Genomic DNA, 12726 nt, shown 5'->3' with positions numbered 1-12726 from the left:
CCCCCTGCTTTATTTCGATTACCGAAGTATTGTCCTTAATTATGCCACAGCTAAAGTTTTTTTAATAGTAGGAAAAATTAAAATCATGCTTATGATTGATTATTTCCGGACAAAAAAAGACGATGCATGTGCATCGTCTTTAATCCTTTATCATATCAGCGGCAGAAATTATTAATAAAGTTCTGATGAGAAATTTTCTCTGCTGTCCCGCTGCCGAACTTCTCCCCGACTGCATCTATAAGATTCTGATGTTTAGACGCATCTTCCAGGTTTTCTACAAATGTATTAATACCGTCAAAGTCGGAACCAATGCCGATATGGTTTTCGCCGCCAAGGTCAAGCATGTGCTCAATATGACCGAGCAGATCATCAATCCTAATATTATCTTCACCGATAAAGCCCGGCATAAATACAACATTGACCATACCGCCTTTTTCAAATAGCGCCTTAATCTGATCATCGTATAAATTTCTTGGATGATCGTGAAGTGCCCGTGCATTTGAGTGACTTGCAAATACTCTGTCCGCTTTATCAATAATGTCATAAAAACCGGCTACATTTAAGTGACTCACATCAATCAGAACATCATGTTTGTTACATTCCTCAATCACTTTATAACCGAATTCCGTTAATCCCGCATCCCGGCTCTCACCAACACCGTCCGCCACAAGATTTCCGTTGTTCCATACAAGCCCGAGTGACAAAACGCCGAGGCGGAACAACGTCCGAAGCTTAACAAGATCATTACCGAAAGCATCTGATCCTTCCAGTGTCAGTACCGCACCAATCTCATCATTTTTTAATTCTTTAATTTCATTTAAGTGTTTAATATGAACAACATTTTCCTGCGCCAGCACTTCCGTATAGAATAAATCAATCTGCTCGAGTGCATGCTGCCATTTTTCATTATCAGGAAGCTGCGGCGGGATAAACACTGCAAAAAACTGTGTGTGAACCTGCCCTTTTTTTAAATTCTCAAGATTCGTATCAAGTTCCGGGTCGTTTAAATAATTCAGCCCTGAAATTCCGCCGCCGAAACGCATATTCTTTCGATATTCCGTCTGTAGTTTTAACAATGCGTCGCAATGTGTGTCAATGACTTTCATTTACAAAACTCCTTATATTATAGAATCATCAGATATATTGAATTGTACCTATACTATTATAGCAATATTCACTAAATACTAAAAATTAAATATTTATACATTTTATCTTTCGTTATTGCATTTTTATACCTAAAAGTATAAAATGGATTTTATACACTGGAAACGCTTTCCATAATGAGTTTCATTTACAAAAAGCTGTGACGATGTATAATTATTTACAAAGGGGGATTCATTATGCGTAATACTGCAACTTTATTGAAATTCATTATCCCTTCACTCATTGGAATATTTATGTTTTTATGCCCGGTGAGGGATGAAGAGGGGAATATCACAATCCCAATCGCTTTCGTTGCCAATTGGATTATAGAGACGATGGGTGCCAGCCCGCCGATTCTCGTTGTGCTCACTCTGATTATTATTTCAGCTGTGCTCACAGTGATATTCAGCTGGATTGTTAAACCTAAATCTGATTTTATTTCGAATTTATTCAGCGTAACACCCATCTGGGTCATTTTCAGACTGCTTGGTGCAGTATTTGTTGTTCTGGCATATTTAAATGTCGGACCTGAAATGATTCGTTCTGAAAGCACGGGGGCAATGATTTTATATGACTTACTTCCAACATTATTTGCAGTCTTTCTGCTAGCAGGTCTTCTGCTTCCATTACTGTTAAACTACGGATTACTGGAATTCGTCGGTTCATTATTTGTTAAAGTGATGCGCCCGTTATTCAGACTGCCGGGGCGCTCTGCAGTAGATAATATTGCATCGTGGGTCGGAGATGGAACTGTCGGTGTACTTTTAAGCAGTAAGCAGTATGAGCAGGGCTTTTACTCTAAGCGTGAAGCTGTCGTCAGTGCAACAACATTCTCGGTAGTATCAATTACATTTACTGTCGTTATTATTGATTATGTGGATTTAATGCAGCACTTCCCTGCATTTTACTTAACTATTGTGATTGCCGGTATCGTTGCGGCTCTCATTATGCCGAGAATACCGCCTCTATCCAGAGTTGAAGATTCTTATTATGTGGAGAATCATGAGACAGATGAAAGCATTCCTGAGGGATACAATATGTTTTCCTGGGGATATAAAAAAGCGCTTGAAAGAGCAGAGAAAGCTGAAAATGTTGGCGGTTTTCTAAAAGATGGTGTCAAAACTGTTTTTGACATGTGGTTTGCGGTACTTCCAATTGTTATGGCGATTGGTACTCTCGGGACAATTGTTGCAGAGTATACTCCGCTTTTCACATGGATCGGTGCACCGTTCGTACCTGTTCTGGAATTGATGGGCATTGAAGATGCTGTACGTGCATCGGAAACATTATTTATCGGTTTTACGGATATGTTTTTACCATCCATTCTAATTAGTGATGTATCCAGTGAAATGACACGTTTCGTTATTGCAGCACTGAGTATATCACAGCTGATTTACTTATCTGAGGTCGGTGGTGTAATCCTAGGCTCAAAAATACCTGTCGGCTTAGGAAAACTTTTTGTCATCTTCTTAATCAGAACAATCATCAGTCTGCCGATCATCGTTATTGCAGCACATATTATTTTTTAATCAGTAAAAGCCGGGCTTTCGCCCGGCTTTTTGTTATTTATATCTTACGATATGGTATTTTTTCTTACCGCGTCTGACTACAGTGAACTCATCATCTAATATATCCGCTTCGCCAATAACATGGTTTACATCCTGCTGTCTTTCCCCGTTAATATAAATCGCACCGTTTGAAATGTCCTCTCTTGCCTGACGTCTTGACGGTGAAATTTTAGTATCCACAAGAACATTCACTAAATTTTTCTCTTCACCTTCAAACACAGCAGTCGGTACATCCTTAAATGCATCTTTCACCTGGTCTGTTGTTAATTCTTTAATATTGCCTCTGAATAATGCTTCAGAAATACGTTCCGCTTCTCCCAGAGCGTCACTGCCGTGAAGGAATGTTGTGATTTCCTCCGCCAGACGTTTTTGTGCTTTTCTTAAATGCGGTTCGTCCTTAACTGACTGCTCAAGTGCTTCAATTTCATCTTTCCCAAGGAACGTAAATAATTTCAGGAATTTCACCACATCATCGTCACTTTGATTTAACCAGAACTGATAAAACTCATAAGGTGACGTACGCTCCGGATCGAGCCAGATATTTCCCGACTCTGTTTTACCGAATTTTTTACCGTCTGCTTTGGTAATCAAAGGAATCGTTAAGCCTTCAGTATCTGTCTCACCGTACATTCTTCTCATCAATTCAAGTCCGCTTGTAATGTTCCCCCACTGATCGGAACCGCCGATCTGCATTTTAACGTTGTATTCTTTATTCAAATGACCAAAGTCAATTGCCTGAAGAATGGTGTAGGTAAATTCAGTGTATGAAATACCTGTTTCAAGTCGGGTTTGAATCGCATCTTTCGACAGCATGTAGTTTAAAGGTACATGTTTCCCGTAGTCTCTTAAGAAACTGATCAGACTGATTTCTTTCAGCCAGTCCTTATTATTAACCAGCACAGCTCCGTTCTCATCAGAAAAATCAAAAATACGTTCCATTTGTTTTTGAATACCTTTAACATTATCATCAATCTGTTCCTCTGTTAAAAGTTTACGTTCTTCTGCTTTAAATGACGGGTCACCAATCATTCCTGTCCCGCCGCCGAGCAGAATCACCGGCCGGTGGCCAAATTCCTGAAAACGTCTTAATGTCAGGAACGGTACTAAATGTCCGATATGCAGACTGTCCGCTGTCGGGTCTGCACCGCAGTATATTGAAACCTGCTCCTTTTCAAGCAGCTCGCTGATTCTTTCTTCATCAGTCATCTGATAAATAATCCCTCTAAACCGTAAATCATCTAATAATTGACTCATAATAATTCCTCCACATTAATTAAATATAAAAACACCCATACTCAAAAAGTATGGGTGCAAAGCACGGTACCACCAAACAGTTTCACTCAAAACCTGGAATTGACATATTCCGGATGTCTGAAATCAATTAATGTGAGTGTATTCATAAATACACGGTCACCGGCTCTCAGCACCCGCCGGCTTTCTGTATCACGCAGATTTATTACTTGTCTCACTGACTTCAGAATATATTAGATTATTTTTATAATATCATGTCTTCCTAAAGAGTCAACAGCAAATTTCAATTCAGTGTCGAAATAATGAATCACATGATTTTCTGAGACCGGTAATAAAACACCTCCCCGCAATACGAGAATATTACACAAAACAAGAAAAAATATAGTTTTGTGTAGTTTTTCAACGCTTTATATTGGATAATGAATATATTACACACAGGGAGATGAGAGTATGGATAAAATCGTTTTAAAAACTTCAGCAACGCCGGAAGATATGTGGAACTCTGTTGTAGATGCTTTATACGGAACTGACAATTACGACAATGAAGTTCTAAGACGTTTATTTACTGCGCTCAATTATCATAATGAAATGGAGCGCGGACTCCATGAAGGATTTATCGAAAACACACTCGAAACTGTCCAGAATGAAGGATTTGATCCATTCATCAGGGAACTCACCGACGCCCTCGAATATGTAGGTGCAGTGGATTACATCACTCATGTACGTACACACCTCCCCCGCCTGTATCATTTAAGCTTTCAATATCAGGGTGCACTTGAAACAGGCAGCGAGATTGAAATCAACGAAACTGAATTCTTAAATGCTGCCGCACGTGCAGATGAAGATTATCAAAATTTAAAAACGAATCTTGAAGAAAAAATAACAAATGTCATCTCAGAGAAAAAACACTACATTTTCGAATAAACCATACACCGCTTATTAAACAGAATATATAATTCTTAAATCACATCTGACAGTCAAGAACTTCAGGTGTGATTTTTTATTAATCACTCTTTCTTAATGAATTAGACTTCATAAAAAACGGGTAAGTGTCCGTATATATATTTGTGAGGTGAAAATCATTGTGAAGAAATGGACGATACATGATGTGAAACAGAACTGGGTTAACCGTGATAAAAATGTTCATAAAGGGTCTAACGGGAAAATCGGGATTGCTGCAGGAAGTGAATTGATGCCGGGTGCAGCTGTCCTTGCTTCGAAAGCGGCAGTTTATGCCGGTGCAGGCCTCACAACACTAAGCACCGTTAAAAGTGTCATTCCAATCGCTGCAGTGTCTGTTCCGGAAGTGACTTACCACCTTCGGGACAGATGCCTTGATTCATTTATTGACGGAAAAAATGTGATTGCAGCAGGCCCCGGGCTCGGCAGAAGTGATTCTGTACGTGAAATGATCCGCACTTTTATCCGCCATGATTCCGAAACCCTGATTATTGATGCGGATGGTTTATATTTTCTGAATGAATTTAAAGACGACTTAAAAAAGCGGGAATATCCGGTTGTGATTACGCCGCATGCAGGCGAAATGGCACGTATTACAAATCAGACCATTGATGAAATCAATCAAAACCGAATTCAAACGGCGGAAAATACTGCTGCAGAATTGAATACTTATGTTGTTTTGAAAGGACCGGAGACAGTGACAGCTTCCCCTGACGGTAGAACTGCAGTAAATACGAGTGGAAACCAGGGACTCGCAAAAGGCGGAAGCGGAGATGTACTGACCGGCATCATTGCAGCATTTCTCGGCAGATATGATGATATTTTTGCAGGCACTGCATCTGCTGTATTTCTGCACGGACATACAGCAGACTACCTTGTGTCAGGCGGCACCGCAGTGGATACCATTACACCTTCTGTGCTGATTGATACTTTTCAGCAGTCTTTTAATATCAGCAGCACATAAATATTTGAAGACTTCATGCCACAGGACTATAATGTAGAACATTCAGTTCATCATTATTCATGAAATAATATTTCCATGATAGGATTTTCCTGCCACTTGATTCAACTGTAAACATACAATTTATAACAAAATTTTCGAGGAGTGGTTCTTTTGACCAGATTTACGGAGTGTCAAAAATGAAAAAATATTTCTATAAGAATAACAAGTTTCGAATTATTTTCACAGCTTTAATAATTACACTTCTTTCCGGCTGCGAAAAAATGGACGTTCTTAATCCAATAGGACCTGTCGGAGAGAGTCAGCGTGACTTAATCTACTACTCTCTTTATTTTATGGCAGGAATCATTATAGTCGTCTTTTCGGTGTTTACTTATGTTGTGATTAAATACCGGGCGAACAGAAAAAACAGAACCGATAATGACTACGCTCCTGATATGCACGGGAAGACTTGGGTCGAGGTCACCTGGTTCATTCTGCCCGTGATTATTGTGACTGCACTCTCCATCCCGACTGTTCAGACACTTTATCAGCTGGAGGAGCCTCCGGAATCCTCAAACGATGAAGAACCGCTTGTTATTTATGCGACGAGCGCTGACTGGAAGTGGATATTCAGCTATCCGGAGGAAAATATCGAGACAGTCAACCACCTGTACCTGCCGGCAGAACGGCCGGTTGAATTCAGACTTTCTTCTGCAGACTCAATGGCTTCGATGTGGATTCCGCAGATTGGCGGCCAGAAATACAGCATGGCCGGTATGCAGAATACACAATATCTTCAGGCTGATGAAACCGGAACCTACTTAGGCCGGAATGCCAACTTTACGGGCGAAGGTTTTACCGCCCAGACTTTCCAGGTCAAAGTGGTTACGGATACTGAGTTTGACGGCTGGGTTGAAGACGCAGACGCATCCCCTGAACTGACTAAAGAAAAGTATGACAAAATACTCGAACCCGGACTTTCTGAAGAGATGACCTTCTCTTCAACTCATCTAGACTGGGTTGATCATGGTAAAAATGAGTTCAGAGACTATTCTGTTGAGCAGCATGAAGAAAAATACGGCGAAGAACTGGAGCTCAAAAATGTGCCCGGTTGGAACCCGAATGAAATTCGGGAATGATGAAAGGATGTTAAAGTATGCAATGGGATGAATTTATCGTTACAGGGCAGCCGCTCGTATATATTGCGATGGTTATGATTGTCCTTACATCGGCGGCAGTTATATTTGTGCTTACCTATTTCAAGAAATGGAAATGGCTGTGGCAGGAATGGCTGACTACTGTCGATCATAAAAAAATTGGTATTATGTATATTTTAGTAGCACTTCTGATGCTGTTCAGAGCAGGTGTTGATGCGATGATGATGCGGATACAACTCGCATTTCCGGACATCAATTTCTTAAACGCACAGCATTATAATGAAGTATTTACAACTCACGGCACTATTATGATTATTTTCATGGCTATGCCGTTTTTAATCGGCTTAATGAATATTATTGTTCCGCTTCAAATCGGTGCAAGAGATTTTGCATTCCCCTTTTTGAATGCACTCAGTTTCTGGTCTCTTTTTTTCGGGGCGTTTCTGTTTAACATTTCTTTTGTCATCGGCGGCTCACCTGATGCCGGCTGGACCAATTACGCACCGCTTGCGAGTGCTGAACTAAGTCCCGGACCCGGAATCAACTATTACTTACTGGGGCTTCAACTGTCGGGGATCGGGACACTTGCTACAGGAATCAATTTAATGGTGACTATTCTTCGCATGAGAGCACCAGGCATGACACTTATGAAGATGCCGATTTTCACATGGTCCACTTTCATCACATCTTTCATTATTGTATTTGCCTTCCCTATTTTAACTGTGGCACTTGCTTTGATGACGGTCGACAGAATATTCGGCTCCCACTTCTTCACTTTGACCGGTGAAGGTCTTCCGATGATGTGGGCAAACCTGTTCTGGATGTGGGGGCATCCTGAAGTTTATATCGTCATTCTGCCTGCCTTCGGGATATTCTCTGAAATTATTGCTTCATTTGCCCGTAAGCAGCTGTTCGGCTATAAAGCAATGGTCGGAGCCATTGTCATTATAGCCGGTCTCAGTTTTATTGTATGGGTTCACCATTTCTTTACAATGGGTGCCGGTGCATTCGTTAATTCGATATTCTCTATTACGACAATGGCGATTGCGATTCCGACAGGTGTTAAAATATTCAACTGGCTTGCAACATTATATAAATCAAAAATCACATTTGAAACACCGATGCTCTGGTCACTGGCCTTTATTCCAAGCTTTACGCTCGGCGGTGTAACAGGTGTAATGCTCGGAATGGCCGCTGCGGATTATCAGTTCCATAATTCATATTTTCTAGTATCACATTTCCATTATGTGCTGATACCCGGAACCGTATTTGCCTGCTTTGCCGGCTTAATATTCTGGTATCCTAAGATGTTCGGCCATCAGTTAAATGAAAAGATTAATACATGGGCGTTCTGGCTGTTCTTAATCGGTTTTCATGTAACCTTCTTCCCGCAGTATTTCCTCGGGCTTGACGGTATGGCAAGACGATTGTTTACAATAGGTCCTGAATGGTTCACGTTGAACTTTATATCTACAGCTGGTGCATTTACCATGGGTGCAGGTTTTATCGTGTTCGTTTTCGGTATTATCTACAGTTTCCTTAAAAGTCCGAGAAATCTCCCCGGCGATGTCTGGGGTGTCGGCAGAACTCTTGAATGGGCTGCACCTACACCTGTACCAAAATATAATTTTGCTACACTGCCTGATGTCAAAAGTCACGATACGCTGATTGATATGAAAAAAGACGGTGATTCAACATTTGATAAAAGTAAACTTGAACGCATTCATATGCCGTCAAGTACCGGACTGCCGTTTATTATGATGACGGTACTGTTCTTCACCTGCTTCTTCCTTGTATTTGAATGGATTACGCTGACTGTCATCGGTCTTCTCGCCGTCATCGCATTGATGATTGTACGTTCATTTGACTACGATAAAGGGTACCATTTTGAAGTTGAGGAAATTAAAGAAATAGAAAATGATTTAAGGGGGATGAAATAAATGAGAGAGAACACTCAGGATAATCTCCCTTTAGAATACAGCACAGAGTCAGATCAAAATACCATCGTCGGCTTCTGGATTTTTCTCGCAGCTGAAATCGCACTGTTTTCAACTTTGTTTGCCACTTATGCTGTTCTGTTCGGCAGGACCGGTGATGCACTTGAGCCTGCTGAACTGTTTGAACCGGGAATTGTATTAATGATGACATTCATACTTCTCACGAGCAGTTTCACATGTGGACTCGCTATTCATTTCATGCGTGAGGGAATGAAGACACGCCTGATGATCTGGCTCATTATCACAGCACTTCTCGGCCTGTCTTTTCTCGGCTTTGAGATTTATGAGTTCATTCATTACATCCACGAAGGTGTCAGTCTCCAGTCGAGCGCGTACTGGTCTGCATTCTTCCTTTTGACCGGGACCCACGGTGTTCACGTAGCACTCGGGCTTGGATGGATTGTACTGATACTGATTCAGCTGAAACAGCGCGGTCTGACATCCGTCACAAACAGAAAAGTATTTGTAGTCGGCCTGTACTGGCATTTTCTTGATGTCATATGGATTTTCATATTTACAGGTGTCTATTTAATCGGGATGGTGATTTAAATGAGTAGTCGAAAAAATAAATATCCCGTGAATCATATCATCGGCTTCATACTCTCAATTGTGATGACGCTTGTAGCAGCATGGTGCGCGATTTTATCTGATCTGCCGGTTATGTGGATTATCATTGCCATAATGTCACTCGCTGTAATACAGGCCTTTATTCAATTGTTTATGTTCATGCATATTACTGAACGCGGTGCGACACACGCACCTTGGAATATGATGTTTCATGCATTTGTTGTTGCCGCAATTATTATTTCCGGCTCCCTTCTGACCATGTCATTCGGATTCACACATGACCACAGCGGAGACCATGAAGAAACGCATCACGACGGAGAACATAGTGACCATTAGTTTCTAAACCACTGTCTATTTACAGACAGTGGTTTTACTGTATCAGGCGATTTTTTCCGTTATAGAATTCCGCTGTTTGTTTTATCACAATATTTCACATATTTAATCGGGGACTTCAAGGGCTATATCACTTAACCCAAGCCGTTTATATGTGATATAATTCCTTTGATAGGAGGTACACATGAAGAAGAACAATTCTTTTTTTGATAATATAAAAAAAATGTTTAACAGGGATAACGAAACCCGTTCTAAAGACCGTGTTCAAGGAGAAGGATTTAAAGAGAAATACAATAACTCGGTCAAACGCTTTAAAAAAGCAGGATCTCCTGTAAGAGTCGGTTTTTTTACTTTGTATGATACTGTTTGGAATATTGTTTTATTTCTAACTATAACCTTCTCATTACTCGGACTGCTTCTCTTTAGTATCGGTCTCGGTTATTTCGCAGCACTTGTTAAAGATGAACCTGTGCGTCCTGCCGACGAAGTCAGGACTTCTTTAACAGAAATGACGGAAAGTACCACGGTTGAATTCGGCTCCGGCCAGTCACTCGGTACTTTACGGGCGGATTTAATCCGGGAGCGGATTAATTATGATGAAATCAGCCCGTACGTTGTTGATGCGATTGTTGCGACTGAGGATGAGAATTTTTATGAGCACAACGGAATGGTCCCTAAAGCATTTACGAGGGCATTTCTGCAGGTATTTGCCGGTGGTGACGGCGGTACAGGCGGCAGTACGCTCACTCAGCAGCTCGTTAAAAATCAGCTCTTGACTGATGACACCACGTTCGACAGAAAAGCAACTGAAATTCTGCTTTCTTTCAGAGTCGAGAAAATTTTAAATAAGGATGAAATTCTGGAAGCATACTTAAATGCTGTATCATTCGGAAGAAACGCCAATGGACAGAACATTGCCGGTATACAGGCAGCAGCAGAAGGTGTCTTCGGTAAAGATGCAAGTGAACTGAATCTTGCTGAAAGTGCATTCCTTGCAGGTATGCCGCAGAATCCATATGCATATACGCCGTTTGCACAAGGTGGAGATGTAAAATCCGAGGATTATCTGCAGCCGGGCAAGAACAGACAAATTTTCGTTCTAGACCGTATGCTGCTTGAGGGCAGAATCACAGAGGAAGAATATAATGAGGCTGTTGATTATGATATTTATGCAAATTTAACTGACAGTGTCGTCCTTCCAAACCAAAGCTATCCTTACCTGACAGATGAAGTGGAACGCCGTTCCGTACAGCTTCTTAAATATGTTCTCGCAGAAGAGGATGGTTTAACACGTGAACAGGTGGATTCAACACCATTAATCGATCAGGAGTACACTGAAAATGCCAATGAGGCATTAAGATATGAAGGTTATCATATTACCACAACGATTGATAAAGATATTTATGACACTATGCAGAATGTAAAAGACAATAATTTTTACTTCTACGGTGACAGAGCAGCATCTGAATCAATTGATGAGGACACAGAAGCAGATGAAGATGAAATGCTCCAGCATGAAGTCGGTGCTGTATTAAAACAGAATGATACAGGAAAAATTCTTGGATTCATCGGCGGCCGCGACTATGATGTTTCATCACTGAACCATTCTACACAATCATCCAGAAGTGTCGGTTCCACTATGAAGCCGTTAATCACATACGGTCCTGCGATTGATAAAGGGCTGATTGTTCCGGATACTGTATTACTCGATGAACGTTTCTCATATTACACTCCGGGCGGCGGCGAACCTTGGGAACCGCGTAACTACGACTATGATGAAGAATTTGGTCTTGTTTCTGCAAAACATGCATTATCAAATTCATATAACTTAAGTACTTTAAGACTTTGGGGACAAGTCAGAACACAAAATCCTCAAGAGTATTTTGAACGTATGAACCTTCCGATTGCTGATTCATTGTTTGATGCTGACGGTGTCGGAGTACCTTCACTACCTCTAGGGGTGAATAACTTGACGGTTCAGCAGAATGTAGATGCATTTTCTTCATTCTCAAATAATGGTCAAATGACTGAGGGATATATGATTGAATCCATCACTAATCCTGACGGTGAAGTGATTTATGAACATGAAAGTGAAACACATCAGGTATTTAAGGATTCAACAGCATATCTCATGACTGATATGTTAAGACAGTCATTTACAGATGGATCTGCACACCATATCAGTGATTTTTATGAAGGACTGAACGGCACATATGACTGGGCTGCAAAAACCGGTACTTCAAATGCATTCATTGACTCATGGTTTATGGCGTATAACCCGGAAGTAACTCTTGGACTCTGGATGGGTTATGATGAAAATATTCCACAGGTTGCGAACCAGGACTATGAAGAATATCTTCACGTTTATAACTGGAGAAACCTGGCTCAGGCACTTCAGGATGTTGCTCCAGAGGAAATGGGATATAATGAATCATTCAGCCGTCCTTCAACAGTGACGGAAAGAGAATTCTGTGCACTCACAATGGAACTTGACAGTGACTGTTCCAGCAGCATGGACCGTTCTTTAGAAGGTCTTGTTGCTGAGGATACACAATTCTCCAACAAGAGTAACCTGAGTGATAGTTCTATCCAGCAGCGTATGGGTTCAGCCTTTGCAGGCACTGTATCCAACTCTGACTTAAGAGGGACTGTAACCAATTCCTACGATGACCGCTACAGAGTGGGTGCACGTTCAACATCACGTTCGTCATCGAACTCAAGCAGTTCATCGTCCAGCTCAAGCTCAAACAGCTCATCAAGCTCATCTTCAAGCTCTGATGATGACGATGATTAAAAAAATCCGGTAT

General features: G+C 41.0%; 10 protein-coding genes. 8 read left to right on the top strand and 2 right to left on the bottom strand.

Annotated elements, in window-relative coordinates; genetic code table 11:
- Positions 1 to 155: 155 nt before the first annotated feature.
- Positions 156 to 1106 carry a dipeptidase gene (locus ACFSX4_RS00905; RefSeq protein WP_377770619.1) on the bottom strand — a complete coding sequence of 317 codons (951 nt, stop codon included), beginning with the start codon at positions 1104 to 1106 and terminating at the stop codon, positions 156 to 158.
- 234 nt (positions 1107 to 1340) lie between these two features.
- On the opposite strand from ACFSX4_RS00905, the gene ACFSX4_RS00900 reads away from it, so the two are divergent.
- The gene (locus tag ACFSX4_RS00900) at positions 1341 to 2672 is read left to right on the top strand and encodes a YjiH family protein (RefSeq protein ID WP_377770617.1); all 1332 of its coding nucleotides are present in this window, start codon (positions 1341 to 1343) and stop codon (positions 2670 to 2672) included.
- A 33-nt stretch (positions 2673 to 2705) separates the two neighbouring features.
- Here ACFSX4_RS00900 and tyrS read toward each other — a convergent pair whose 3' ends face one another.
- Positions 2706 to 3965, bottom strand: coding sequence for a tyrosine--tRNA ligase (tyrS, locus tag ACFSX4_RS00895; RefSeq protein ID WP_377770615.1), 1260 nt, complete (start codon positions 3963 to 3965; stop codon positions 2706 to 2708).
- A 447-nt stretch (positions 3966 to 4412) separates the two neighbouring features.
- On the opposite strand from tyrS, the gene ACFSX4_RS00890 reads away from it, so the two are divergent.
- The 7 genes from ACFSX4_RS00890 to ACFSX4_RS00860 all read left to right on the top strand — a co-directional run bounded on the left by ACFSX4_RS00890 (position 4413) and on the right by ACFSX4_RS00860 (position 12713).
- The gene (locus tag ACFSX4_RS00890) at positions 4413 to 4886 is read left to right on the top strand and encodes a hypothetical protein (protein ID WP_377770613.1); all 474 of its coding nucleotides are present in this window, start codon (positions 4413 to 4415) and stop codon (positions 4884 to 4886) included.
- 160 nt (positions 4887 to 5046) lie between these two features.
- On the top strand, positions 5047 to 5886 hold the full coding sequence (locus ACFSX4_RS00885; RefSeq protein ID WP_377770611.1) for an NAD(P)H-hydrate dehydratase: 840 nt from the start codon (positions 5047 to 5049) through the stop codon (positions 5884 to 5886).
- Between the two features lie 176 nt (positions 5887 to 6062).
- A complete protein-coding gene (gene qoxA, locus ACFSX4_RS00880; RefSeq protein WP_377770609.1) occupies positions 6063 to 7004 on the top strand; it encodes a cytochrome aa3 quinol oxidase subunit II in 942 nt (313 codons plus the stop codon).
- Positions 7005 to 7021: 17 nt separating this feature from the next.
- Positions 7022 to 8962: a cytochrome aa3 quinol oxidase subunit I gene (qoxB, locus tag ACFSX4_RS00875; RefSeq protein WP_377770607.1), complete on the top strand. Its 1941-nt coding sequence runs from the start codon at positions 7022 to 7024 to the stop codon at positions 8960 to 8962.
- A complete protein-coding gene (qoxC, locus tag ACFSX4_RS00870; protein ID WP_377770605.1) occupies positions 8963 to 9568 on the top strand; it encodes a cytochrome aa3 quinol oxidase subunit III in 606 nt (201 codons plus the stop codon).
- Positions 9569 to 9922, top strand: a complete 354-nt coding sequence (locus ACFSX4_RS00865; protein WP_377770603.1) for a cytochrome C oxidase subunit IV family protein — start codon at positions 9569 to 9571, stop codon at positions 9920 to 9922. It begins immediately after the preceding gene.
- A 181-nt stretch (positions 9923 to 10103) separates the two neighbouring features.
- The gene (locus ACFSX4_RS00860; RefSeq protein WP_377770601.1) at positions 10104 to 12713 is read left to right on the top strand and encodes a transglycosylase domain-containing protein; all 2610 of its coding nucleotides are present in this window, start codon (positions 10104 to 10106) and stop codon (positions 12711 to 12713) included.
- Positions 12714 to 12726: the final 13 nt, after the last annotated feature.

It is taken from the genome of Corticicoccus populi, from assembly GCF_042686195.1.
GTDB classification, from domain to species: domain Bacteria; phylum Bacillota; class Bacilli; order Staphylococcales; family Salinicoccaceae; genus Corticicoccus; species Corticicoccus populi.
The sequence above is the reverse complement of the archived record's forward strand: the minus strand, read 5'-3'. Positions and strand labels throughout refer to the sequence as shown.

Bases quoted from the DNA above. Each gene is read 5' to 3' on its own strand.
- ACFSX4_RS00860 (WP_377770601.1), top strand. From the start codon at position 10,104: ATGAAGAAGAACAATTCTTTTTTTGATAATATAAAAAAAATGTTTAAC.
- ACFSX4_RS00905 (WP_377770619.1), bottom strand. From the start codon at position 1,106: ATGAAAGTCATTGACACACATTGCGACGCATTGTTAAAACTACAGACG.
- qoxC (WP_377770605.1), top strand. From the start codon at position 8,963: ATGAGAGAGAACACTCAGGATAATCTCCCTTTAGAATACAGCACAGAG.
- tyrS (WP_377770615.1), bottom strand. From the start codon at position 3,965: ATGAGTCAATTATTAGATGATTTACGGTTTAGAGGGATTATTTATCAG.
- ACFSX4_RS00865 (WP_377770603.1), top strand. From the start codon at position 9,569: ATGAGTAGTCGAAAAAATAAATATCCCGTGAATCATATCATCGGCTTC.
- ACFSX4_RS00900 (WP_377770617.1), top strand. From the start codon at position 1,341: ATGCGTAATACTGCAACTTTATTGAAATTCATTATCCCTTCACTCATT.
- qoxA (WP_377770609.1), top strand. From the start codon at position 6,063: ATGAAAAAATATTTCTATAAGAATAACAAGTTTCGAATTATTTTCACA.
- qoxB (WP_377770607.1), top strand. From the start codon at position 7,022: ATGCAATGGGATGAATTTATCGTTACAGGGCAGCCGCTCGTATATATT.
- ACFSX4_RS00890 (WP_377770613.1), top strand. From the start codon at position 4,413: ATGGATAAAATCGTTTTAAAAACTTCAGCAACGCCGGAAGATATGTGG.